This is a genomic window from Pseudarthrobacter albicanus, from assembly GCF_018224015.1.
Classification (GTDB): domain Bacteria; phylum Actinomycetota; class Actinomycetes; order Actinomycetales; family Micrococcaceae; genus Arthrobacter; species Arthrobacter albicanus.
In genome coordinates this window covers 1-24,682 of sequence record NZ_JAGPOT010000029.1, presented here as the reverse complement: position 1 = coordinate 24,682, position 24,682 = coordinate 1, and the positions used below count along the sequence as shown (strand labels likewise).

At 68.0% G+C, this 24,682-nt stretch carries 23 protein-coding genes; 16 read left to right on the top strand and 7 right to left on the bottom strand.

Translation table 11 applies throughout. From position 1 onward, the window contains the following. Positions 1-85: 85 nt before the first annotated feature. Entirely contained in the window at positions 86-778 is a 693-nt protein-coding gene (locus J9611_RS08580; RefSeq protein ID WP_211879349.1) for a GNAT family N-acetyltransferase, read from the bottom strand. 378 nt (positions 779-1,156) lie between these two features. On the opposite strand from J9611_RS08580, the gene trhO reads away from it, so the two are divergent. After that, positions 1,157-2,050 (top strand): oxygen-dependent tRNA uridine(34) hydroxylase TrhO, encoded by an 894-nt coding sequence (gene trhO, locus J9611_RS08575; protein WP_211879347.1) that lies wholly within the window; start codon positions 1,157-1,159, stop codon positions 2,048-2,050. Between the two features lie 48 nt (positions 2,051-2,098). Here trhO and J9611_RS08570 read toward each other — a convergent pair whose 3' ends face one another. Next, a complete protein-coding gene (locus J9611_RS08570; protein WP_211879345.1) occupies positions 2,099-2,644 on the bottom strand; it encodes a DUF6023 family protein in 546 nt (181 codons plus the stop codon). Between the two features lie 129 nt (positions 2,645-2,773). Next, complete coding sequence (locus J9611_RS08565; protein WP_211879344.1) at positions 2,774-3,235, bottom strand: DUF6023 family protein; 462 nt, start codon at positions 3,233-3,235, stop codon at positions 2,774-2,776. A gap of 171 nt (positions 3,236-3,406) precedes the next feature. Here J9611_RS08565 and J9611_RS08560 point away from each other — a divergent pair, with 171 nt between their 5' ends. From J9611_RS08560 to J9611_RS08525, 8 genes are all read left to right on the top strand, one after another. Then, positions 3,407-4,189 carry a MerR family transcriptional regulator gene (locus J9611_RS08560; protein WP_211879342.1) on the top strand — a complete coding sequence of 261 codons (783 nt, stop codon included), beginning with the start codon at positions 3,407-3,409 and terminating at the stop codon, positions 4,187-4,189. Positions 4,190-4,229: 40 nt separating this feature from the next. Next, positions 4,230-5,924 (top strand): DUF7059 domain-containing protein, encoded by a 1,695-nt coding sequence (locus tag J9611_RS08555; RefSeq protein WP_211879341.1) that lies wholly within the window; start codon positions 4,230-4,232, stop codon positions 5,922-5,924. Positions 5,925-6,071: 147 nt separating this feature from the next. After that, positions 6,072-6,710 (top strand): ArsR/SmtB family transcription factor, encoded by a 639-nt coding sequence (locus tag J9611_RS08550; RefSeq protein WP_211879339.1) that lies wholly within the window; start codon positions 6,072-6,074, stop codon positions 6,708-6,710. A 160-nt stretch (positions 6,711-6,870) separates the two neighbouring features. Continuing rightward, positions 6,871-9,609 carry a type I DNA topoisomerase gene (gene topA, locus J9611_RS08545; protein WP_211879337.1) on the top strand — a complete coding sequence of 913 codons (2,739 nt, stop codon included), beginning with the start codon at positions 6,871-6,873 and terminating at the stop codon, positions 9,607-9,609. 137 nt (positions 9,610-9,746) lie between these two features. Further along, positions 9,747-10,247: an SseB family protein gene (locus J9611_RS08540; protein ID WP_211879335.1), complete on the top strand. Its 501-nt coding sequence runs from the start codon at positions 9,747-9,749 to the stop codon at positions 10,245-10,247. Between the two features lie 101 nt (positions 10,248-10,348). After that, positions 10,349-11,440 carry a Ppx/GppA phosphatase family protein gene (locus J9611_RS08535; RefSeq protein WP_211879333.1) on the top strand — a complete coding sequence of 364 codons (1,092 nt, stop codon included), beginning with the start codon at positions 10,349-10,351 and terminating at the stop codon, positions 11,438-11,440. A 125-nt stretch (positions 11,441-11,565) separates the two neighbouring features. Continuing rightward, on the top strand, positions 11,566-11,907 hold the full coding sequence (locus J9611_RS08530; RefSeq protein ID WP_211879331.1) for a YciI family protein: 342 nt from the start codon (positions 11,566-11,568) through the stop codon (positions 11,905-11,907). A gap of 12 nt (positions 11,908-11,919) precedes the next feature. After that, on the top strand, positions 11,920-13,320 hold the full coding sequence (locus tag J9611_RS08525; RefSeq protein ID WP_211879329.1) for an RNA polymerase sigma factor: 1,401 nt from the start codon (positions 11,920-11,922) through the stop codon (positions 13,318-13,320). A gap of 570 nt (positions 13,321-13,890) precedes the next feature. Here J9611_RS08525 and J9611_RS08520 read toward each other — a convergent pair. After that, on the bottom strand, positions 13,891-14,184 hold the full coding sequence (locus J9611_RS08520) for a putative quinol monooxygenase (protein ID WP_211879327.1): 294 nt from the start codon (positions 14,182-14,184) through the stop codon (positions 13,891-13,893). Between the two features lie 48 nt (positions 14,185-14,232). Continuing rightward, positions 14,233-15,231: a LacI family DNA-binding transcriptional regulator gene (locus J9611_RS08515; protein WP_211879405.1), complete on the bottom strand. Its 999-nt coding sequence runs from the start codon at positions 15,229-15,231 to the stop codon at positions 14,233-14,235. Positions 15,232-15,398: 167 nt separating this feature from the next. Between J9611_RS08515 and J9611_RS08510 the strand changes: the two genes are divergently transcribed. The 5 genes from J9611_RS08510 (at position 15,399) to proC (ending at position 20,440) form a co-directional block, all read left to right on the top strand. Further along, a complete protein-coding gene (locus J9611_RS08510) occupies positions 15,399-16,517 on the top strand; it encodes a substrate-binding domain-containing protein (protein WP_211879326.1) in 1,119 nt (372 codons plus the stop codon). Between the two features lie 105 nt (positions 16,518-16,622). Then, positions 16,623-17,669 (top strand): ABC transporter permease, encoded by a 1,047-nt coding sequence (locus tag J9611_RS08505; protein ID WP_211879325.1) that lies wholly within the window; start codon positions 16,623-16,625, stop codon positions 17,667-17,669. Then, positions 17,666-18,460: an ATP-binding cassette domain-containing protein gene (locus tag J9611_RS08500; RefSeq protein WP_211879324.1), complete on the top strand. Its 795-nt coding sequence runs from the start codon at positions 17,666-17,668 to the stop codon at positions 18,458-18,460. The genes J9611_RS08505 and J9611_RS08500 overlap by 4 nt, the downstream gene beginning before the upstream one ends. Before the next feature lie 118 nt (positions 18,461-18,578). Continuing rightward, positions 18,579-19,535 (top strand): carbohydrate kinase family protein, encoded by a 957-nt coding sequence (locus tag J9611_RS08495; protein ID WP_211879323.1) that lies wholly within the window; start codon positions 18,579-18,581, stop codon positions 19,533-19,535. Positions 19,536-19,606: 71 nt separating this feature from the next. Continuing rightward, the gene (proC, locus tag J9611_RS08490; RefSeq protein WP_211879322.1) at positions 19,607-20,440 is read left to right on the top strand and encodes a pyrroline-5-carboxylate reductase; all 834 of its coding nucleotides are present in this window, start codon (positions 19,607-19,609) and stop codon (positions 20,438-20,440) included. A gap of 86 nt (positions 20,441-20,526) precedes the next feature. Here proC and J9611_RS08485 read toward each other — a convergent pair whose 3' ends face one another. Together J9611_RS08485 and J9611_RS08480 are read right to left on the bottom strand one after the other, a co-directional pair. Further along, complete coding sequence (locus J9611_RS08485) at positions 20,527-21,165, bottom strand: potassium channel family protein (RefSeq protein WP_205760051.1); 639 nt, start codon at positions 21,163-21,165, stop codon at positions 20,527-20,529. A 40-nt stretch (positions 21,166-21,205) separates the two neighbouring features. Next, on the bottom strand, positions 21,206-22,639 hold the full coding sequence (locus tag J9611_RS08480) for a TrkH family potassium uptake protein (RefSeq protein WP_211879321.1): 1,434 nt from the start codon (positions 22,637-22,639) through the stop codon (positions 21,206-21,208). Between the two features lie 101 nt (positions 22,640-22,740). Here J9611_RS08480 and J9611_RS08475 point away from each other — a divergent pair, with 101 nt between their 5' ends. Both J9611_RS08475 and J9611_RS08470 read left to right on the top strand, forming a co-directional pair. Beyond that, positions 22,741-23,964 carry an acetoin utilization protein AcuC gene (locus J9611_RS08475; RefSeq protein ID WP_211879320.1) on the top strand — a complete coding sequence of 408 codons (1,224 nt, stop codon included), beginning with the start codon at positions 22,741-22,743 and terminating at the stop codon, positions 23,962-23,964. 90 nt (positions 23,965-24,054) lie between these two features. Continuing rightward, the gene (locus J9611_RS08470) at positions 24,055-24,633 is read left to right on the top strand and encodes an ArsR/SmtB family transcription factor (RefSeq protein ID WP_211879319.1); all 579 of its coding nucleotides are present in this window, start codon (positions 24,055-24,057) and stop codon (positions 24,631-24,633) included. Positions 24,634-24,682: the final 49 nt, after the last annotated feature.

Genomic DNA, 24,682 nt, shown 5'->3' with positions numbered 1-24,682 from the left:
TACATTGTTTCATCCGGCCCCAAACCGACCGGCCCCAAACCCCGTCACGCAGGCCCCGCCAAACAGCCGTCCGGTGCAAAAGCCTTCAACCCACAGACAGATCCGAGCCTTCATCCGAGGCGGACAGCATCAGCACGTGGCACACCGTACTCCATCCCAGGTGTGAGTACAGCTGCTGTCCGTCCAGCGAGGCCAGCAGCAGCCCGGCTTCGACGTCGTGCTCGAAAGCCTGTGCGGCGAGTGCCTTCATGATGAAGCTGCCCAGCCCGCGGCGCTGATACTTCGGCTCCGTCACGATCTTGTCGAAGACGGCCGTGTGGTCCGCGACGAAAAGCTGTCCGCTCGCGGCCAACTCGTCGGCCGCCTGGACGATGGCGTGGTGGACGCCGTTGGCTATGGAGGTCACCAGGTTGAGGCTTTCATCGGAGAGCCAGGGGTCTTCGGAGTCCTGCGTCTCCATGTCCAGGATCATCATGGTCTGGGATGCCGACGTGACATTCAGCCGGTGTTTCTGCGCGAGGGACACATACCGCGCCACCTCGTTGGTGAGGATGGTGAGGACCCTGGACGGAACCTCGGCTGTCTTCGCCGCCAGTTCCGCGAACTCGGATTCGGAGGGGTCATGGGCGAAATACACCCATTCGTGGGTCGTGTCCGCACGCAGCGCCGCAGGGAAGCGGCCCTCCTTGCCCGTCTCATAGCCCCGGCAGCCGGCCCAGCCGGTAACCCAGACGTCAAGCAGGTGGGCGGTATCTTCAACCATCGCCTCAAGACTCATGTGATGAGCGTATTCCAGCCCCGCCACAAGCAACAGGGGCCGGGTCCGTGATCCTTTGCTTGCTTATGCAATTGTGACGGTAAGGCCCGGGCCCGGCACCCGCTGCGGAGGGCCTGCGGCAAAAGTGCCTTTCTGCAGCGCTTCCCGCGGACTCTACCAAGCCGCATGGACAACTTTGAACAACCCGCAGCGCCATCGCGGGGTACTTTGGCACGGACACGCCGTCGTTCAGCCGCCGCGGTGCCGGGATCGGCTCCAAAGTCCCCCCGGACCGCACCACCCCACCCGCCCCCGCCCGCGCCCGCGCCTCCCCACCTGGGCCACCCCACCTGCCGCGGAGGTCCCGCGCGGCCGGCTGAGGCCAGTACCCTTAAATACGTGGCTTGGAACCGAATTGTGCTCTTTTACGGCTTTACCCCTCTCGCCGACCCGGACGCCATCCGGCTCTGGCAGCGCGCCCTGTGCGAGAAACTCGGGCTGACCGGCCGCATCCTCATCTCCAAGGACGGCATCAATGCGACTGTCGGCGGAGAGATCAGCGCCGTCAAGCAGTACGTCAAGACCACCCGTGAATACAAGGGGTTCCACGGCATCGACGTGAAATGGTCCGACGGCGGCGCCGCGGACTTCCCGCGTCTGAGCGTCAAGGTCCGCGACGAGATCGTGTCCTTCGGCGCCCCGGGCGAGCTCATCGTGGACGGCAACGGCGTCGTGGGCGGCGGCACGCATCTGCAGCCCGAGGAACTTCACCGGCTCGTGGAGTCCAAGAAGGAAGCCGGCGACGAGGTGGTGTTCTTCGACGGGCGCAACGGCTTCGAGGCCCGGATCGGAAAGTTCAAGGACGCCATCGTCCCCGACGTCGCCACCACCCACGACTTCATCAAGGAGCTCGACTCCGGCAAGTACGACTCGCTCAAGGACAAGCCGGTCGTCACCTACTGCACCGGCGGAATCCGCTGCGAAGTGCTGTCCAGCCTCATGGTGAACCGCGGTTTCAAGGAGGTCTACCAGCTCGACGGCGGCATCGTCCGCTACGGCGAGGCCTTCAAGGACCGGGGCCTGTGGGAAGGCTCGCTGTACGTCTTCGACAAGCGGATGCACCTCGAATTCAGCGAGGAGGCCAAGACCATCGGCGAGTGTGTCCGCTGCGCGGCGCCCACGAGCAAGTTTGAGAACTGTTCCAACCCGAGCTGCCGGACCCTGACGCTCTATTGCGCGCAGTGCGCTGCCAGTCCGGAAACGCTGCGCTGCCCCGAGGGCTGCACCGCCTGAGCCGTGCAGCCTGCGCCGTGCTCCAGCCCAAGGCGTGCCGCTGCGTTCTCAGATCCGGTTCACCCGGTAGGCGTAGTTCGCCGGACTGTTTGCTTCCATTTTGACGGTGAGGACCGTATCTGCGGCCAAGGACACCACATTGACCCTTGACGTCCCGCAGCGCAGGGTCAGATCGATCAGTTCCTCTTCCCCGTTGCGGACGGAAAAGGAGACCCGGGACGTGCTCCGGCAAGCCAGGGTGACTGTGTAGGTGCCGCTGGGAAGCTGCCCGGTGGTCTCGCTCCGTTCGGCGCCGGCATCCAACGATCCGGAGCCGGTGTGGAACACCTGGCCTTCGGCGCTGGGCAGGACCTGCTTGACCCACTTGTCCAGCTCCGCTCCGGCAACGGGCTGGCTCAGCGCCGGGTCCTGCGGCAGGGCCGCGCCCGTCGGGGGAGGGGCCGACGCGGCGGCGGTCCCTTCGTCCCGGTAGTTGTCTTCGTCCACGTACTCGCAGCCGGCCAGCAGCGACCCAAGAAGCAGGGCAACCAAAAGCACGACGGCGGCGGCCACGGTGCGCTGTCGCGGCACCCACTTTGCCAGGACAGGGGGCATACCCTGACTTTAAGCCAGCCCGGCACGAAAAACCATAGACCCTGGCCCGGGGCCGGCGTGGGGGCCGGCGTCGGGGCTGGCGATCCGGATCGCGCCCGCCGCGGCGGCGGCCGGCACCCCAGGAGGTGGCTACTCCGCCGCCAGATGGTAGGCGTAGATCAGCGGCGGATCCACGCTCTGGGTGCTGATCTGGACAGCGCCGGTCGCCGGCACCGTGATCTTTGCCGTTTCGCGGCTGCCGTTGCACGCCGCCCCCGCCTCGGCCAGCTGCTTGCCGTCGAGGGAGACTGCGAAGAACATCTTGCCGCCGCCGTCGCAGCTGACCGTCAGGGTGTAGCTGCCGGCCGGAACACCGGACGCGGCCCTGACGATCGGATCGCGGTTGAGGATCTTGCCCGCATCCGCCAGCACAGTTCCGGTGGCTGCGGGCAGCGCCGTGGCCTGCCAGGCCGGAACATCGGCGGATTCGATGGATCCGGCCGGGGAACACGCGGTCGCGGCCAGGACGACGGCGGCGGCAGCAGCGCCCGCGAGCAACCGCCGCGGCGCGCGACAGCCCAAAGGGCCAGGGGGAGTGGGAGGGAAAAGCATTCCTCCAACTTACCGCGCGGGGACGGAGGTTCCTGCCTTACCGGGGCGCCGGGCGTCCGGCCGGACGCAGGCTCCGGCGTCGTCTTGACCTTGACGCAACGTTAACCTTTAGAGTCGGGGTATCGGGTCCGCAACGGCGGGCGCCGCACCCGCAACGAGGACGGAGGGGCCGTGGACTGGTCCGTGCAGCAGATCGCGAAGCTCGCCGGCACGACGAGCCGGACCCTGCGCCACTATGACGAGATCGGGCTGCTCAAACCCAGCCGCACCGGCGACAACGGCTACCGCTACTACGGCCACGCCGCGCTGGTCCGGCTGCAGCGGATCCTGCTCCTTCGCGAACTCGGGCTCGGACTGCCGGCCATAGCGGAGGTCCTGGACCACGAATCGGATGCGGAAAAGGCGCTGGGCCGCCACCTCGAGTGGCTGCGGCAGGAACAGGACCGGCTGGCCCGGCAGATTGATTCGGTCCGGCGGACCCTTGAGGCAGTGAAAGGAGGAGGAGAGATCATGGCGGAGAAAATGTTTGACGGCTTTGACCACACCCGGTACCAGGAGGAGGTGGAGGACCGCTGGGGCAAGGACGCGTACGCGAAGGGTGACGCCTGGTGGCGCGGCATGGGGGCCGAAGAGAAGGACGCCTGGAAGCAGCGCTCCCGGCAACTGGGCAGCGACTGGATCGCGGCGGCGCAGTCCGGTGCCGCGGCCGACAGCGACGAGGCGCAGCAACTGGCCCGGCGGCAGGTCGAATGGCTCAGAGCGATTCCGGGGACTCCCGCGGCGGCCCACGCCGCAGGCAGCAACGGTGACATCAGGGGGTACGTGACCGGCCTCGGCGAGATGTACGTGGCCGATCCCCGCTTCAGCGCGAACTACGGCGGCGAGTCCGGGGCAGCCTTCGTCCGTGACGCCCTCCGGATCTACGCGGAGCGGCACTTCCAGTCCGGACGATGACCCGGCGGCTGGTAAACCCGGCGGCGACTAAACTTGTCCGGTGACTCCCTCAACGCATTTCACGGCCGGCAACACCCCCGACGCTCCGCGCAGTGACCTTCCCGGGCTGCTCGGCACGCTGGCCTCGGACCTGAACGCCATCGGCTACACCGTCGAGGGCGTCGCGGGCCTGCTCGGTGCGGCCGCGCACTCCGCCCTGGGCCGGGACCAGCTCATCCCCGCACTGGCCGTCACGGAGGCCGCCGCCGGCGGTGAGCCGACGACGGCGGCGCTCGCCGCCGTCGTCCGCCTGTGGCTGCTGGCCGAGCCGCAGCAGGGGGTGACGCTCGACGCCGCCCTGCCCGGCATCCGCACGGACGGCCTGCTGGAACTGGGCCTCGTGGAGCGGTCAGCGGACGGCCTGGTCCAGGCGAAGGTGGACCTGCGGCCGTACGGGTGGGACGGCGCAGCCGCAACAGGCGAAGCCGGAAAGGGCGCAGCCGCGACGGATACCGCCGCAACGGATACAGCCGCAATGGATACCGGCGGCGGCGGGGCGGACCTGTGGGTGGCCAGTGATCTCGCCGCCCACCAGCGCCCCGGCGTCCTGCGCCACGACCACGTGCTCGGGATCGGGCAGGCGTCCGCCACCCTCGTGCAGGTCACCGCCCGCCGGCATGTGGCCCGGGCCCTGGACCTCGGCACCGGGTGCGGCATCCAGTCCTTCCACCTGCTGCACCATGCCGGGCACGTGACGGCCACGGACATCTCGGAGCGCGCGCTGGCCTTCACCCGCTTCAATCTCCTGCTCAACGCCGCCGAGCTGGGGCTGGACCCGGCCGACCTCGAGGTCCGGGTGAGCCTGCGGCTGGGCTCGATGCTCGAGCCGGTGGCGGGGGAGGAGTTCGAGCTCGTGGTCTCCAACCCGCCGTTCGTCATCACGCCGCGCAGCGCCGGCGAGGCGGCCGCGGACCAGTTCACCTACCGCGACGGCGGGCTCCCCGGGGACGAGATCGTCGCGTCCCTCGTGGGGGCCCTGCCGTCCGTCCTCGCGCCGGGCGGCACGGCCCAGCTCCTGGGCAACTGGGAAATCCCGGCGGGGACGCCCTGGGCTGAACGGCCGCGAAGCTGGGCCGGTCCGGACGTGGACGTGTGGTTCATCCAGCGCGAGCAGGTGGGACCGGAGCAGTACGCCGAAACCTGGCTGCAGGACGCCTCGGAATCCCGTGACCGCCGGCTCTACCAGGACTCCTACGCCGCGTACCTGGCCGACTTCGCCTCCCGCAGGGTCGAGGGCATCGGCTTCGGGATGGTCTGGCTGCGGCGCCCGGCGGAAGGCTCCGGTGTGGTGATCTCCCGCTTCGAGGAGATCACCTACCCGATCGAGCAGCCCGTCGGCCCGCACCTGGGCGCCGCCGTCGAACGCGCCGACTGGCTGGCCGCCCACGATCTGGCGGCCGCGCATCTGCTGGTCGCCGAGGACGTCACCGAGGAGCGGCACCAGCGCCCCGGGGCCGAGCACCCCGGCGTCATCCTGCTGCGCCAGGGCGCCGGGCTGCGCCGCACCAACCTGCTCAGCACCGAACTGGCCGGCTTCGTCTCGGCGTGCGACGGCGAGCTGTCCGTCGCGCAGATCATCGGCGCCCTGGAGGCGCTGCTCGGCGGCGGCGAAGACTTCGACGCCGGGGCCTTCCGCGTCGGGCTCCTCGGCGACGTGGGGAACCTGGTCCACGAGGGCTTCCTGCTCCCCGCCTGACGGCTGCCCGCCTGACGGCTTCCTGCTGCCCGCCTGACGGCTGCCCGACCCGCGGGCTGCCCCGCCGCCGGCGGCCGGCCCCGCGGGGGCGGGTCAAGGTGTCAAACATTCCTTTCAGAGCTTGGCGTGGCTCGGTAGACTGATGGGGTGGATGCAGAAATCCCGACGGCGGAGTCCCGGGTTCCAGCGGCCGCCAAACGAGGGCCGCGCCCGGAGAACAAAGTGGAAATCACGGACCCGAAGGCGATCCGGGCGCTGGCCCACGCCGCCCGGCTTGAGGTCATTTCCGAGCTGTTTTCCACCCAGGTGAGCCGGACCGCCACCGAACTCGCCGCACAGACCGGGCTCACCCCCAGCGCCATGAGCTACCACCTGAGGGTGCTGCAGAAATGGGGCATCGTGGTGCCGGCCGCCACCGCCGGGGACGCCCGCGAACGGCGCTGGAAAGCCGCGGGCACCGACTTCAGCATCAACTCGGGCGGGGGAGTGGCAAGCCCGGAATTCGCGGTCCTCGATCTGGAACTCCATGCCTTCCGTCGCCGCGTGGACGCCTACGCCAGGACCCGCGATGAGCGGCGCCGCCGCGGTGAGGCGGCCGACTCCTCCTCCGTCGTGCTGGCCAGCAATCTGCTGTACCTCACGCCGGCCCAGCGGGCCGAGCTGACGGAGAAACTTTTCGCGCTGCTGCGGGACTACGAGCTGGAAGACCCCGGCCATGTGCCGGAGGGCGCCCAACGCATGGCGACGATGTGGTCGATGATTCCGGATGACCGCGGTACCGCCTGAAGCGACCTCTTGGGGCCCGGAAATGGCCTGCTTCCAGACGTCCGGGCGGCACGGCAGGAAGGGCGGGTTTTTCACCCGAATGCGCGGGATCCCCCAAAATATGGTGAACTAGGCGGGTATGGGCGCATCTGCCCGAGCAACCTTTTTCTGTAGGAGCACCGTGCCAAGCAAGGCCAAAACCGGCAAGAAACTCGTGATCGTAGAGTCTCCCGCCAAGAGCAAGACCATCGCCAAGTACCTCGGCGAGGGCTTCATCGTCGAGGCCTCCATCGGTCACATCCGGGACCTCCCGCAGCCCTCGGAGCTCCCCGCGGAACTGAAGAAGACCTCGGTCGGCAAGTTCGCCGTCGACATTGAAAACGACTTCAAGCCCTATTACGTGGTGTCCTCGGACAAGAAGAAGAAGGTCGCCGAGCTCAAGGCCCAGCTCAAGGATGCCGACGCCCTCTATCTCGCAACCGATGGGGACCGCGAGGGCGAGGCCATCGCGTGGCACCTGCTGGAGGTCCTCAAGCCGAAGGTCCCGGTCTACCGGATGACCTTCGGCGAAATCACCAAGGAAGCCATCCACCGTGCCATGGACAACCTGCGCGATGTGGACCAGGACCTGGTCGACGCGCAGGAAACCCGCCGCGTGCTGGACCGCCTCTACGGCTACGAGATCTCCCCGGTGCTGTGGCGCAAGGTGGCCCGCGGTCTGTCCGCCGGCCGCGTGCAGTCGGTCGTGACCCGCATGGTGGTGGACCGCGAGCGTGAGCGCATGGCGTTCAGGGCCGCCTCCTACTGGGACCTGACCGGCCAGTTCGGCGCCGCTTCGGCGTCGTTCAAGGCGAAACTGGCCGCGGTGGACGGCACCAGGGTGGCCAGCGGCCGCGACTTCAACGACAACGGCGAGCTCACCTCCCGCAACGTCGTGCACCTGCACGAGGAGCTCGCCACGACGCTCGCGGCAGGGCTGCAGGACGCTGATTTCCGGGTCCGCTCGGTTGAGACGAAGCCGTACACCCGCCGCCCGGCAGCGCCGTTCACCACCTCCACACTGCAGCAGGAGGCAGGCCGCAAGCTGCGGTTCAGCTCCAAGAGCACGATGCAGGTGGCCCAGCGCCTCTACGAAAACGGCTACATCACGTACATGCGTACGGACTCCTCCGCGCTGAGCAACGAGGCCGTCACCGCCGCACGCCGGCAGGCCTCCGAGCTGTATGGCCCCGAGTACGTTCCGGCGTCGCCGCGGGTCTACAGCGGCAAGGCCGCCAACGCGCAGGAAGCCCACGAGGCCATCCGCCCCGCCGGTGACTCCTTCCGCACCCCGGCCCAGGTGGCCAAGCAGCTCTCCGGCGACGAATTCCGGCTCTACGAGCTGATCTGGAAGCGCACCGTCGCCTCGCAGATGGCCGACGCCAAGGGCTCCACCGCGACGATCCGCCTCGGCGCGGTCGCTGTGGGCGGCGCGGCCGCCGGCCGCGACGCCGAATTCTCGGCCTCCGGCACCGTCATCACCTTCCCCGGCTTCCTGGCCGCCTACGAAGAGGGCAAGGACGAAAGCCGCGGCGACGACGAGTCCGAGGAAGCACGCCGCCTCCCGAACGTCGCCAAGGACGACGCGCTGACCGCCTCGGAGATCATCGCCGTCGGGCATGAGACGTCCCCGCCGCCGCGCTTCACCGAAGCCTCGCTGACAGCGGAACTCGAAAAGAAGGGCATCGGCCGCCCGTCGACCTATGCCTCCACGATTTCCACGATCCAGGACCGCGGCTACGTCCGCAAGCAGGGCTCCGCGCTGGTCCCCAGCTGGATCGCGTTCTCCGTGGTCCGGCTGCTGGAGCAGCACTTCAAGGACTATGTGGACTACGAGTTCACGGCGGACATGGAAGCGGACCTGGACAAGATCGCCAACGGCCAGGCGGCCGGGCCCACCTGGCTGAAGCACTTCTACTTCGGCGAGGATGCCGGTTCCGGCCTGCTGAGCATCGTGAACAACCTGGGCGAGATCGACGCCCGCGAGATCAACTCCATTCCGATCACAGACGGCATCACGCTGCGTGTCGGGAAGTTCGGCCCGTACCTGGAGAGCTCCGTCGCCGTAGTGGATCCGGAGACCGGCGAGGTAGTCGAATCCGCCCGGGCGAACGTCCCCGAGGACCTGGCGCCGGATGAACTGACGCCTGCCAAGGCGATCGAGCTGATGGAGACCGCGGCGCCGGAAGAGCGTGTGCTGGGTGCGGACCCGCACACCGGGCATACGGTGGTGGCCAAGAACGGCCGCTACGGCGCCTACGTCACGGAGATCATCCCGGAGCCCACGGCCGAGCAGCTGGCCAACGCCCCGGTGGAGTACTACAAGAACGGCAAGCCCAAGCCGCCGAAGAAGCCCGTCAAGGCCAAGCCGCGCACCGGGTCGCTGTTCGCCTCGATGAGCGTCGAAACGATCACCCTGGACGAGGCCCTGCAGCTGATGAGCCTGCCCCGGGTCCTCGGCCAGGACGGCGACGGCAACCCCATCACCGTGCAGAACGGCCGGTTCGGCCCGTACCTGAAGAAGGGTACGGATTCCCGGTCCATCGGCTCGGAAGAGGAAATCTTCACTATCTCGCTGGAACAGGCGCTGGAGATCTACTCCCAGCCCAAGCAGCGCGGGGCCCGTGCCGCGGTGCCGCCGCTGGCCGAATTCGGTCCGGACCCGGTCTCGGAGAAGAACATCGTGGTGAAGGAAGGCCGCTTCGGCCCGTACATCACCGACGGCGTCACCAACATCACCGTGCCGCGCACCACCGCCCTGGAGGAGCTGACCCGCGAACAGGCCGTCGAGCTGCTCGCCGAGAAGCGCGCCAGGGGCCCGGTCAAGCGGACGACGACGGCCCGCAAGGCTCCCGCACGCAAGGCTGCCGCCAAGAAGTAGGGGAGGCTGCCGGATGGGAGCAATCCTCGGCGTGCTCGCTCGTTCCTCGCTTAGACGCACGCTGCCGGATCACTCCCCTCCGGCAGCAGAGGGATAGAGGAATTGCGGACCCGGGCCGGACATGATCGAGTAGGAACATGACTGAAAAGCCCGCGCCCAAGGACCTCCAGCCGCTGAACGAACTCGAAGAGAAGCTTGCCCGGGGCGAGCAGCCGGATGCCAACCCGGTGGACGTCATCCTCGCGTTCCTCAACAACGAGGTCTACCTAGCGACCCCGGATGTGCTCGAAGGTCCCGACTCCCAGGTTGAGCCGCTCGTGCTCGCCAACTCCTCGGGCCAGCCGGTCCTGGCCGTGTTCTCGCACCCGAGCCGCGTCGCCGAGCAGTATCTGGCGGCCGCCCCCAACGTGCTGGGCACCCAGGGATCCGCGATCATCGGCAATCTCGGGGACGAGCTCGGCATGGTCATCAACCCGGGTGCCGCCTTCGGATTCGAAATCGATCCGGAGGGCGTGGCCAATATCCGCCGCGACTTCCACCCCGCCGAAGAGCCGGGCGAAGAGCCGGGCGGAGAGCCCGCCGAAGAGCGGGGTCTGGAGCCGGGCCGGGCGTCCGGGGACGACGGCGACCGCCCCTGAGGCGCGCCGCCGCGGCCGCCAGCCGAACTGAGTCGACCCCAGCTGGGCCGGCCAGCGGTCGCAGTTAGGCCAGCCGCTGCCCCGAGGGGAATAATGGCAGGATGCGTCTAGGCGTCCTCGATATCGGTTCCAATACCGTCCACCTCCTGCTGGTCGACGCCCATCCGGGTGCGCGCCCGGTGCCGTTTGCCTCGCACAAACGCCCGCTGTCCCTCGTGCAGTTCCTCGACGGGGACGGCAACATCAATGAGGCCGGCCAGCATGAGCTGACCGAATTCGTCCTCGAAGCCTGGGAATTCGCGGCCAGGCACAAGGCCGACGACCTCCTTGCCTTCTGTACCTCTGCCATCCGTGAGGCCACCAACGGCCACGCTGTGCTGGCCCGGGTGAAGCATGAAACCACGGTCACCCTCCGGGAGCTCACCGGCAGCGAAGAGGCAGCGATGACGTTCTTCGCCGTCCGGCGCTGGTACGGCTGGGGCGCCGGGCCCGTCCTGGCCCTGGACATCGGCGGCGGCTCCTTCGAGATGGCCTTCGGACAGGATGAACTCCCCGAGCTCGCCCTGTCCGTCCCGCTCGGCGCCAGCCGGCTCACCCGCGACTGGCTTCCGGAGGATCCGCCTTCGGCCAGGAGCGTGAAGGAACTGCGCCGGTACATCCGCGCCACACTCAAGCCCGCCGTGCGCAGTTTCGAGAAGCTGGGCAGGGCCAACCGCGTCGCAGGTACGTCCAAGACCTTCCGCTCGCTCGCCCGGATTGCCGGGGCAGCACCCAGTGCCGCCGGCCCGTACGTCAAGCGGGAACTGTTCGCCACCGACCTGGGGCTGTGGGCGCAACGCATTTCGGCCATGGAGATTGAGGACCGGCTGCACCTTCCCGGCGTCTCCGAGGCCCGTGCCCCCCAGCTGCTTGCGGGAGCCCTGGTGGCGGAGGCAGCGCTGGAAATGTTCGAGTTCCCCAGCCTGGAGATCTGCCCGTGGGCCCTGCGCGAGGGCCTGATCCTCCGGCGGCTGGATCACCTGGTCTTCGACGGGTCGCTGGAACGGGCGACCCACATCGGCCAGCCTCCGCCGCCGGAACTGCAGTCCCCCGCGAGCCTCCCGCCCGGCGTCGGGCCGCCCGAGACAACCCGGCCGGGCACAGCCTCCCCGGCCGCCCCGTCCCCGGAGCCCCAGTCAGCCTCGCAGCGATGACCGGCGCCGCCCCTGTTAGCGGAGCCCGACTCATCTGCCAAGCGGTGTCGATCCGGAGGCGTTCCATTCGTGTAGAAGGTGAGAGGCCGGCACCGGGCCGGCCGCATCCCGAGGAGGAACCCAGAATGGCGCAGTACCTGCTCAGCATCTACCAGCCGGTCGGCCCCGCCCCCGCACCGGAAGTCCTGGAACCGATCATGCGTGACCTCGAGGCCCTCAACGGCGAAATGAAGGCCGCCGGGGCGTGGGTGTTCGCGGCCGGGCTGCATCCCACGGACTCCGCCACCGTGGTGCGGCAGCAGGGCAGCGAGGTCATGATCACTGACGGCCCCTTCGCGGAGGCGAAAGAGCACCTCGGCGGGTTCACCGTCATCGAGGCAGCGGACCTCGACGCCGCGCTCGGCTGGGCCGGCAAGCTCACACGGGCCACCACGCTGCCCGTCGAAGTGCGCCCCGTCCAGCATTAGGGGCCAGGAGCAATGGTCGGGGCCACTCCGCCCGCGGAGCCGGAGCCGGAACACCCGCCGGCTCCGGAGCAGGAGCCGGCTCCGGAACACCCGCCGGAGCCGGAACAGCCGCCGGCTCCGCCGCCGCTACCGGAGGACGCGGAGATCGCCCGCGTCTTCCGGCAGGAGTACGGCCGCGCCGTGGCCGTCCTGACCCGCATCCTCGGCGACATCGGCCTCGCCGAGGACGCCGTCCAGGACGCCTTTACCGCCGCGGTCCAGCGCTGGCCTGCCGCGGGCACGCCGCCCAGCCCGGCCGGATGGATCATCACCACGGCCAGGAACCGGGCCATCGACAGGCTGCGCCGCGAGGCCGGCAGGGAGGACAGGCACGCCCAGGCGGCGCTGCTGCAGGCGGCCGGTGCCGGGGCTGCGGCGGCCACGCCGGAGGAACTGCTCCTTGACGAACTTTCCGGGGAGGGCACCGTGGACGACGACAGGCTGCGGCTGATGTTTACCTGCTGCCACCCCGCCCTGGCCACCAACGCCCAGGTCGCACTCACGCTGCGGCTCCTCGGCGGACTCACGACGGCGGAGATTGCCCGCGCCTTCCTGGTGCCGGAAGCGACCATGGCCCAGCGCCTGGTCCGGGCCAAGGCGAAAATCCGCGACGCGAGGATCCCTTACCGCGTGCCGCAGGGGGCGGAGCTCCCGGGACGGCTGCAGCCGGTGCTCGCCGTCGTGTATCTCATCTTCAATGAGGGCTACAGCCCCAGCTCCGGCGCCGGCCCGGTGCGCGGGGATCTTTGCCGGGAGGCGATCCGGCTGGGGCGGCTGCTGGCCGCCCTGATGCCGGACGAACCCGAGGTGCAGGGCCTGCTGGCGCTGATGCTGCTGATCGAGTCACGGCGCGCCGCACGGCTGGACCCGGCACGCCGGGACGGCGACGGCGGCGTGGTGCTGTTGGCGGACCAGGACCGGCGGCTGTGGGACCGCGGCCTCATCGCCGAAGGGCAGGAGCTGGTGCGCCGGTGCCTCCGTCGGAACCGGCCAGGACCGTACCAGCTGCAGGCTGCGATCAACGCGGTCCACAGCGATGCCCCTGCCGCCGCCGCGACGGACTGGCGGCAGATCCTGCGGCTGTACGATCAGCTCCTCGATGCCGCCCCGGGCCCGGTGGCGGCCCTGAACCGGGCGGTGGCCCTGGCCGAGGTCGAGGGGCCGGAACGCGCCCTCCATCTCATCGAGGGGCTGGGGCTGGAAGGCTACCACCTCCTTCATGCCGTCCGGGCCGACTTCCTGGTACGGCTGGGCCGGCCGGAGGAAGCGGCCGCCGCCTACCGGACAGCCCTGGAGCTTGCCGGAAGTGCCGCTGAGCGGGCGTTCCTGGAAAGCAGGCTGCGGGGACTGAAGGCATGGGATCAGGAAGCCTGAGCGCGGAGGATCTGCTTTGAGCGTCCGGGATTTAAATGAGTAAGCGCCGGGCGGCTCCGCAGCAGGAATTGGGGGAACCCCTGCTGCAACCACCCGGCGCCACGCCGGTCCGGGAGGACCGGCTATCATCACTCGCACCCTGTTGAGGCACTTCCCAAGCTAGACCCCGAACTTGGGCATACGGGGAGTTTTTCCTGTGCATGGGCTGGCAAGGGCCGGCGTTCCGGGCCGCAGGGTGCGTCGGGGCTTTCGGTGCGCCCCGCGCCCGCGGAAGTGCCGCGCCGGCACTTTAAACGGCGATGGCACCGGCGGCCGCTGCGGGAAAATGGGGGAAACCCGCCGCGGACCACCGGTGCCGGGCAGACATCCGCATGCCTGCCGTATCACTCGCACCCTCAATGAGGTACTTTCAAAATTAGTCCCGGAGTTTGTGAGGAACCTGCACCCGGGTTGGGAACTGGCTGTGAATCGGGCCGCGTGGACGTTGGCTGGGAATGGACGCTTTCCAATAGTTGGGATGGCGGCCGGAGCCGGGCCGACATCCGGTCCCCTATATTCTGCGTGCCTGGCTCAGCCAACCGGCCGGAGCCAGGTAAGGACCGAGCCGTCCCCTTCGATGTGGCCGGCAAGTTCGGCGTTGAAGGTCCGGCCGTAGTCCGCGGTGATGTGTTCCTGGAACGCGCCCTCGTCACGGTAGACCTCGAACACGAAGTACTCCCGCGGATTGGTGTCGCGTGTGTAGGGCAGGAACAGTTCGTTGCCCGGTTCGCTCCGCACGAGGCGCGTGAGTTCGCGCATCATGTCGGCCACTCTGGCTTCGCTGCCTGGTTTGACGGTGAACTCCGCGTACAACGTTTTAGTCATGGTGTGTGTCCTTGATCGGTAGGGATTGTCCGTAGCCGTGTGCCTGCGTCAGTTTGGCGGGCGGAGCTCGCCGGAGCCCCGCGGTATCAGTTCGGTGGGAACAACGTAGGTCCGGGGCGCGACGTGGTCGCCGTCGATCCTGGCCAGAAGTCGCTCGGCGGCAAGTTTGCCGATGCGTTCCGGGTGCTGGGCGATCACGGTGATGCCTGGATCCATCATGTCGGACAGGGAGAAGTCGTCAAATCCGACCAGCGCAGTGGTCCTGTTCAGTCCTCGGTCTTTCAGCGCGCGCATGGCGCCGAAGGTGATGAGGTTCTGGCTGGAAAAGACCGCGGTGGGGGGATCGTCGGAGCCGAGCAGCGCGTGTGCCGCGCGGCAGGCCGATTCCTCGTCGTGCAGGTCTTCGAGGATGGGAATCGTGGAGGTGGCGATGCCGGCCCGGCCGAGTTCTTCCGTGAATCCCCTGCGGCGTTCCCTGGCGGTCTGGATATCGGTGCGGTCCCCAAGGTAGGCGAGTTTCCGGTGGCCATGGCTGATCAGATGCGCCGCCGCCCGGGCTGCGCCGACGGCGTTGTCCGTCACGACGGCGTCGGCTTCGATGCCCACCGGTTCGCGGTCGATAAAGACCATGGGCAGATCCCTCGAATGCTCCGGAATGACGTAGGCCTGGCTCTTGGCGATGGGGGTCAGGACCAGGCCGTCGACGCGGCGTCGAAGAAACGCGGCAACCAGGGTCTTCTCCCGCTCGGGATCGTCATCGAGGCTGGCCGCGAACACGGCTATTCCGCGGGCGGCCAGCCCGTCTTCAATGGCCCGGTGTATCTCCCCGCTGAACGGGTTGGCCACACTGGGCAGCAGCAGGCCGATGGACAGCGTCCTGCGTCCGGTGCGCCTCAGGCTGCCGGCCGCTATGTCCAATTGGTAGTTCAATTGCTCCGTGGCCTTCAGGACGCGGAGCCGGGTGGCCTCTGTGACGCCCGCCTCATCGTTCATTACCCGGGAAACGGTCTTGGTCCCCACTCCGGCCAGGGCGGCCACGTCGCGCATGGTGGGGCGGTTGTTACCGGGTTCGGCCCGGTAACGATTCGACATCGTTGTCAAAGAACTTCTCCTTAAGCCTGATCCACTGCTTGACTCGGCTGTGTGATCCTGCTTACATGCTACATGACATCGTTGTCAGGCACAGGGTGTGCCACCCGAAAACAGGAGATTCAATGTTGAGTTCCAAAACCCCGCGGTCCAAGGCCACTCGTCTCCTCGCCGCCGGCGCGGTCCTGACACTTGCCGGGCTGGGCCTGACTGCCTGCGGCGGAGCTTCCGCCCCGGCCGCGACAGGGACCGCATCCGCCGCGGAGAAGGTTGGTGTTTCGCTGATCGTCAAGACCACCACGAACCCGTTCTTCGTGTCGATGCAGGACGGTGCCAAGAAGGCGGCGGAAGCCGACGGAGTGGATCTGAAGCTGGCCGCCGGCAAAGCCGACGGCGACGAGGACACCCAGATCCAGGCGATCGAGAACGCCATCTCCAAGGGGGACAAGGGGATTCTCATCACCCCCAATGGCCCCTCGGTAGTCGATGCACTCAAGAAGGCCAAGGACGCCGGGCTGTTTGTCATTGCGCTGGATACCCCGCCGGACCCGGCCGACGCCGCGGACATCACGTTCGCGACGGATAACTTCGCCGCCGGCGAACTTATCGGCAAGTGGACCGCCGCACAGCTGGACGGGAAGAAGGCCACGATCGCCCTGCTGGACCTCTTCGATGACAAGGTTGTTTCGGTCGACTACAACCGTGACCAGGGATTCCTGACGGGCCTGGGGATCGACACGGCAGACAAGAAGAAGAACGGCGACGAAGCCAAGACCGGCAAGTACACCGGCGGCAAGGGCGGCGACTACGAAATCGTCGGCAGCCAGGCTACCCAGGGTGCCGAAGACGGAGGCCGCACGGCCATGGAGACGCTGCTGTCCAAAAACCCGGCCGTGAATGTCGTTTACACGATCAACGAGCCCGCAGCGGCCGGAGCCTTCGAGGCCCTGAAATCCGCCGGCAAGGAGAAAGACGTCCTGGTCGTCTCCGTTGACGGCGGCTGCTCCGGCGTCAACAGCGTCAAGTCAGGCGTCATCGGCGCCACCGCCCAGCAGTACCCGGTCAAGATGGCCGAACTGGGAGTGAAGGCCATCGTTGAGCTGGCGAAGACCGGCAAGAAGCCGGCCAACTCCGAAGGCCTGGACTTCTACAATACCGGCGTCGAGCTCGTGACTGACAAGGCTGCCACTGGTGTGAAGAGCATCGGCACCGCGGATGCAGCCAAGATCTGCTGGGGCAAGTAACCCGCACCGCCTACTGGCGCCGGGGCGGCGCGTGGCAGGCCCGCCCCGGCACCACCCCCTTAGCGAACACAAAAAGCAACCGAACATGGAAGTCCAGGAGCAATCGTGACCCAGCAACAAACGGCCGGTCCGCCCGGTACCCGGCATCCGGATCTGGCCGAGGAATTCCTCGACCGCCAGACGCCCCTCAGCCGCATCCGCAACGTCCTCCACCGCTACCCGGCGGTCAGCCCGGCCATCGTCCTGCTGGTCGCCGTGATCGTGTTCGGGCTGCTCAACGACAGATTCCTGCGCGTCGAAAACCTCTCACTGATCACGCAGCAGGTCGCCGTCGTCGGCACCTTGGCTATCGCCCAGACCCTCATCATCCTCACGGCCGGGATCGACCTTTCGGTCGGCGCCGTGATGATTCTGTCCTCCATGGTGGTCGCACAGCTGGCCGTGAGCAACGGCGCCCCGGCCCCGCTCGCACTGCTGGCAGGGCTCGTTGTCGGCCTCGCCGCAGGGGCGCTGAACGGATTCCTCGTCACCCGGCTCAGGCTCCCTCCGTTCATCGTCACGCTCGGCACACTGAACATCTTCGTCGCCCTGACGCTCCTGTACTCAAACGGCGCCACTGTCCGCGGCTCAAGCATGCCAGGGCTGCTCACCTGGACCGGAAGCACGTTCCCCGTCGGTCCGGTCCGGATCTCCATCGGGGTCGTACTGATGCTGCTGGTCTACATCGCGGTCGCGTTCATCCTGGGCAAGACCGCCTGGGGACGCCACGTCTACGCCGTCGGCGACGACAAGGAAGCAGCACGCCTCGCCGGAATCGCGGTCAACAAGGTCCTGATGAGCGTGTATCTCGCCGCCGGAGCGGTCCTGGCCATCGGCGCCTGGATCCAGATCGGGCGCACCAACGCCGCCAGCCCGAACGCCGGCGTTGACCTGAACCTGGACTCCATTACCGCCGTCGTGATCGGCGGCACCAGCCTCTTCGGTGGCCGCGGCTCCGTCTGGGGCACCCTGCTCGGCGCGCTGATCGTCGGCGTTTTCCGCAACGGCCTCTCCCTCGCGGGGCTGGACATCCTGTACCAGACCCTCGCGGTGGGCGTTCTTATCATTCTCGCTGTGTCCATCGACCAGTGGATCCGAAAGGTCAAGTCATGACCGCCACAGACATTTCCTCCGCCACCCCCGAAACACGGCAGCCGATTCTCCAGGCACGGAACCTCGTCAAAACGTTCGGGCGTGTCGTCGGCCTGGACGGCGTCAGCCTGGACCTATACCCGGGCGAAGTGCTTGCCATCATCGGTGACAACGGGGCAGGAAAGTCCACGCTGATCAAATGCCTCACCGGAGCGGAAATCCCGGACTCCGGAGAACTGACCGTCTCCGGCCAGCCGGTCCACTTCAAGCGCCCCCAGGATGCCCGCATTCACGGCATCGAAACTGTCTACCAGAACCTGGCCGTCTCGCCGGCCCTCGATGTCGCATCCAACCTGTTCCTGGGCCGGGAAGAACGGCTGCCGGGCCCGCTCGGCAAGTTCTTCCGCATCCTCGACACCAAGGGCATGCGGAAAAAGGCCAAGGACGAACTGGCACGCCTGGGCATTTCCACCCTGCAGGACGTCACCGTGCCGGTGGAGAACCTGTCCGGGGGCCAGCGCCAGGCCGTGGCGGTGGCCCGGGCGGCTGCGTTCGGCTCCAAAGTGGTGGTTTTGGATGAGCCGACGGCGGCACTGGGTGTGCGCGAATCCAACCAGGTCCTGCAGCTCGTCCGCGACCTCCGGGACCGCGGCCTGCCCGTGATCCTGATCAGCCACAACATGCCCCACGTCTTCGACGTGGCGGACAGGATCCACATCCAGCGGCTGGGCAAATGCGCGGCCACCATCACGCCGCAGTCGCACAGCATGACCGACGCCGTCGCCATCATGACAGGCGCCGCCACGGCCTAGAGTCCCGCTGCACCCGTTGGATTGCATCCCTTACACTCTCCGTCCGCGGACCTGACAACCGGTCCGCGGACGGACCCGTCTGCGGCCGGGACCGGCACAACCCCAAGAAAGACAGGAAATGAAAAACACCGAACCCGCGAGTTCAGCACGGAACATCTTCGACGCCATCGTCGTCGGCGAAGCGCTCATCGATATTGTCACCTCGCCCGACGGCACCAGTGAACACCCCGGAGGATCACCGGCCAACGTCGCGTACGGCCTCGGACGGCTCGGCGTGAGCACCGGACTGCTGACAGCCATTGGCGACGACGAACGCGGCGCAGAGATCGAGGCACACCTGCGCGCCGGGGGAGTGGTGCTTCTGCCGGGCTCCCATTCCCTGGCCCGCACAGCGTCAGCCACGGCGACCCTCGCCGCGGACGGCTCCGCCAGGTACGAATTCGACATTGACTGGAAACTGCCTCCCGTCGCCCCCGCCCATTTACCCAGGGTGCTCCACACCGGGTCAATCGCCACCTTCCTCGCGCCGGGAGCCGGCGCCGTCAAATCACTCCTGGAACAATCCCACCGCTCCTGCCTGGTCACCTACGACCCCAACATCAGGCCCGCCCTGCTTGGCAGTCATGCGCAGGCCCAAGGCATCTTCGAGGACCTCGTTCCACTCACCGACGTCGTCAAACTCAGCGACGAGGACGCCCTGTGGCTGTACCCCGGGAAGACCCTCGAAGACACCGCCGCGCACATCCTTGGCCTGGGCGCCGATCTGGCCGTCATCACCCAGGGCCCGGAGGGGTCCCTCCTGGCCACCGCCGCAGCACAGCTGAGCGTCCCGTCGGTGAAATCCGAGGTCGCGGACACCATCGGAGCGGGCGACTCCTACATGGCGGCGCTGATTCTCGGGCTGCTTACACGGACCGGCGAGGGACTCGGCCCCGAGGTTTTGGATCGGCTGGGCCGGACAGCCTCTTTGGCCGCAGCGATCACGGTCCGCCGGCCCGGAGCGAAGCCCCCGACCCTGGAGGAACTCCGGGCACACCTGCCGGCATACGTGCCCGGGCACCTCGCACACGCCTGAAACCACGGCCTGCCGCCGACGCAGCGTGGCCCGGACTGCAACAACCCACACGGAACTGCCATGATGGAGCAATGAGCAACCGAATCGCATTCCTGGGCTGTGGGTCAATGAACGAGGCAATCCTTGCCGGGCTGATCGAAGGCGGCACCGATCCGGCGGACATCGTGGCCACCGTCCGCCGCGCCGAACGGGCCGCCGAGCTTGCCGAGCGGCACCACGGCATCACGGCAATCGCCGGCGACGAAGAGCCCGACAACAACAAGGACGCCGCCACCGGCTCCGGCGTCGTGATCCTCGGCGTCAAGCCGGTGGGCATCGCGGACCTGGCGCGCGAGATCAGCGGTTCGCTCTCCCCGGGCACGATTGTCATCAGCGTCGCCGCGGCCGTGTCCCTCGCGCAGCTTGAGGCGGCGCTTCCGGCCGGCCAGCCGGTGATCCGCACGATGCCCAACACCCCGGCACGGCTCGGCCGCGGCGTCGTCTCCGTCTCGCCCGGCACCAGCTGCTCCGCGGCGCAGCTGCAGCAGGCCAAGGACATCCTGTCCGCCGTGGGCACCGTCGTCGAGGTCGCCGAAGTCCAGGTTGACGCGCTGTCCGCGATCAGCGGCTCGGGCCCCGCGTACGCCTTCTACCTGGCCGAGGCGATGGCGGCAGCCGGCGTCGAACTGGGGCTGGATCCGGACCTGTCGATGCTGCTGGCCCGCGAAACCGTCGCGGGGGCCGGGATGATGCTGACGGAACCCGGCGCCGATCCCGCCGCGCTGCGCAAGGCGGTCACCAGCCCGAACGGAACCACCGAACGGGCCATCGCCACCTTTGATGAGCGCGGCCTCCCGGCGATCATCGCCGACGGCGCCCGCGCCGCGGCGGCCCGGGCGGCGGAGATCACGCAGCAGTTGGCCTAGCAGCAGCCCGCCCGACGGAAGCGCGAACGTACACTTCAGGCCCCGAATCCGGCGGATCTGGGGCCTGAAGTGTACGTTCGCGCTAGCTAGGGCCGTGCGGCGAACCGCTCCAGCAGGTCCACATGGCCGGACACGATGAGCATGTCCCGTGCGGAGACCTTGGTCTCGGGCCGGGCATAGGTAAAGTCCTCGCCGGGGGACTTCACGCCCACAATCGTGACGCCGTACTTGGAGCGGACCTTGGATTCCTCCAGGGTGAAGCCCACGGTCTCCCGCGGCGGGTACATTTTCACGATCGCGAAGTCGTCGTCGAACTCGATGAAGTCCAGCATCCGCCCGGACACGAGGTGCGCGGCGCGGACACCGGCGTCGGCCTCCGGATAGATCACATGGTTGGCGCCGATCCGGGTCAGGATCTTGCCGTGCGAGGGTGTGATGGCCTTGACCCAGAGGTGCTCGATCCCGAGGTCCACGAGGTTCACCGTGATCAGCACCGAGGATTCGATCGAGGTGCCCACGCCACAGACGGCGGAGCTGAACTCCTGCGCGCCGAGCTGGCGGAGGGCATCGATGTTGGTGGCGTCCGCCTCCACGACATGGGTCAGGACGGACGCCCACTTCTGCACCAGGCTCCGGTCCCGTTCGATGGCCAGCACTTCGCGGCCCTGCTTGACCAGTTGTTCGGCGGTGGACGCGCCAAAGCGGCCCAGCCCGATCACCAGCACGGGGGTATTGTGGGCGGGCCGGTTGACGGCGCCTGAGGAACTAGCCAATGATCGGTCTCTCTTCCGGGTAGTGGTACAGCTGGCTGCGCTGGCGCAGGGCCAGGGCGGCGGCAAGGGTGACGGTCCCGACGCGCCCGGCGAACATCAGGACGGCGAGGACATAGACCCCCGACGGCGGCAGTTCGGCGCTGAGGTTGGTGCTGAGGCCCACCGTGGCGAAGGCGGAAATGGTTTCAAAGAGGACCCGGTCCAGCGACGCCCCGCTGATCTGCAGGAGCAGGAAGGCCGAGACGGAGACGAGCGTCGCGCCGGCGACGATCACCGAGATGGCCACCCGCATGGTCCCCTCGGGGATGGTGCGCCCGTAGATCTTCACGTCGGAGTCGCCGCGGGCTTCGGCTGCGATCGCGAGGAACATCACGGCGATCGTGGTCACCTTGATGCCGCCGGCCGTGGACGCCGAGCCGCCGCCGGCAAACATGAGCGCGTCGGAGAGCAGCATGGTGGTGGAATCCATCTGGTTCTGGTCGACGAGATTGAAGCCGCCGGAACGGGTCATCACGGAGGCGAAGAGCGAGTGGATGATCTTGTCGCCGACGCTCATGGTGCCGATGGTCCGGGTGTTCTCCCACTCCATCAGTCCCCAGAGCACGGTGCCGGCGGCGAGGAGGATGAGGGAGACCTGGATGGTCAGCTTGGTGTGGAGGTTCCATTTCTTCCAGTTCAGCCCGTTTTGCTGCAGCACCATGACCACGGGGAAGCCCAGGCTGCCGAGGAAAACACCGAGCATCAGCGGGATCAGGATCCACAGGTCCGTCTCGTACGGGACGATGCCGTCCGAATGGGGTGTGAAACCGGCGTTGTTGAACGCCGAAATCGCGTAGAAGATGCCGTGCCACACGGACTGGCCGAAGCTTTCCCCCAGCGACAGGAACCGGGGGACCAGGGCCGCGGCCAGGGCGCCCTCGATGACAACGGAGGTGACGATCACGATCCGCAGCAGGGTACCCACCTCGCCCAGCCGCCCGGAGCTGTTCATGGCCTCCTGCGCGATCAGCTTGCCGCGGACTCCGAGTTTCTTGCTGACCATCAGGGCCAGCAGCGATGCCAGGGTCAGGGTGCCCAGGCCGCCCACGAAGATGCCGATCAGGATGATGAGCTGGCCGAAGAAGGACCAGTGCACGGCGGTGGAGACCACCGTGAGGCCCGTGACGCAGACGGCCGACACCGCGGTGAAGAGCGCCTGGTGCAGCGGCGTCGCCTCACCCGTGGCGGAGGACACCGGCAGCGAGAGGAGGGCGGTGAAGATCAGGATCGCGACGGCGAACGTCGTCAGCGCGAGGCGGGCCGGCGTCGTGTTGGCGATGTTGTCGATGAAGTCGCGCAGGCGTGTGAAGATCCACAGGCCCTTGCGCTCCGGCCTGCCGGGCTGCCAGCTGGCCGGGCTCGTGGACCTCGACTGGCTTTGCGTCATGTGTGGCTTTTCCTCGGTTGAAACTGCTTCCTTCAGTAGTAAACCACTAATCACCGCCCAGTGACGGGGAGCGTCCGCCACGCTCGGGTAGCCTGTGACTGATGACATTCCTGCCCGGACCCGCTGCGACCGCATTGCCGACGATGGTGGTGTGGGATCCGGCCATGACCGCCTACGACTTCGGCCACTCGCACCCGATGGCACCGGAGCGCATGGAACTCACGGCGCGGCTGGCCCGGAGCCTGGGCCTGCTGGACCTGGACCACGTCACGGTGGCGGCCCCCGGGGTGGCCAGCGACGCCGAGCTGTGCACGGTCCACAGCCCCGAGTTCGTGGCCGCCGTGCGGCGCGTCAGCCTGGACCCCGGCAGCACGGATCCGGCACGGGGCCTGGGCACGGAGGACGACCCGGCCTTTGCCGGCATGCACGAGGCCAGCGCGAGGCTGGCCGGCGGTTCCCTGCTCGCTGCTGCCGCGGTCCTGGAGGGCAGTGCGGTCCGCGCGGTCAACTTCGGCGGGGGCCTGCACCATGCGGACCGCGACCGTGCCAGCGGTTTCTGCATCTACAACGACGTTGCCCTGGCGATCCAGAAACTTCTCGACGGCGGCGTGCAGCGGGTGGTGTATGTCGACCTCGACGCCCACCACGGGGACGGCACGCAGAACATTTTCTGGGACGATCCCCGCGTGCTGACCATTTCGCTGCACGAGACGGGCCTGACCCTTTTCCCCGGCACCGGGTTCGCCAATGAGATCGGCGGCCCGAACGCGCGGGGCGCCGCGGTGAACGTGGCCCTTCCGGCCAGGACCGGGGATGCCGGCTGGCTCCGGGCCTTCCACGCCGTGGTGCCGCAGCTCGTCGGCGCTTTCGAGCCGGAGGTCATCGTCAGCCAGCACGGCTGCGATTCCCACACCCTGGATCCGCTCTCGCACCTCAACATCAGCGTGGACGGCCAGCGCGAGGCCGCCACCGCGATCGGCAACCTGGCCGCGCGGTACTGCGGCAACCGCTGGATCGCCACCGGCGGCGGCGGCTACAACGTCATCACCGTGGTCCCGCGCTCGTGGACCCACCTGATCGGGATCGCAGCCGGACGGCCCGTCCCGCTCCGCACCCCGGTCCCCGAAGACTGGCGGACGTTCGTCCTGGAGCACTACGGGCCCAAGTACGGGGTCGAGGCCCCGCACTTCATGGGTGACGACGTCGACCTGTGGTGGCGTTCCTGGGAAGTGGGCTTCGACCCCAACGACGAGGTGGACCGCACCGTGATGGCCACCCGCAAGGAAGTGTTCCCCCTCTACGGGCTGGACCCCTGGTTCGACTGACCCGGCTGCGCTGACCCGGCGGAACGCGGGCCAGTGGAGGCGCGGAAATAGTGGATGCCATCCGGGGTATATGTCGCTAGTGTGGAGGGCATGGTGACAGACGACGTATTTGCCGTCATTGCTGAGGCAACCCGGCGTGACATTCTGGTATCCCTCCGCAAGGGGGACAAGGCGGTGGGGGAACTGGTCCAGGAGCTTGAGGCAAGCCAGCCCACCATTTCCAAACATCTCAAGGTACTCCGCGAAGCGGACCTGGTGAGCATGCGCGCCCAGGGCCAGAAGCGCTACTACGCACTGAATCCCAAGCCCCTGGCCGGGATCGCCAGCTGGCTCGAGACGTTCGACGTCGGCCCGGGCGGCACTGCAGGTGCCGCGGAGGCGTCACCGGCCCGGGTGCCGGCCGCCCGGCTCCAGGCCGCCCCGGACAGCCTGGCGGCAGCAGCCGCACCGTCTGCTGCCGCTGCTGCTGGCACAGCTGATTCGCAGCCGCCGGCCGCGGCGCTGGCGAGCCGGCCGGCGGGCAGCCCGCTCAGCGCCGCCGTCGTCATTCCGGTGGGGCCCCCGGTCGAGGACAAGATGCCGCAGCAGCTCGGGCGCACGGTTGGCCGGGCCGCCACCAAGGCCGCCGACCTGCTGGCCAGCCTGCCGAAGTTCGGCCGCAAAAAATAGCCCAAGTAACTCGCAGTTGTTGCCGTTTTGAGCGCTCAAAACGGCAACA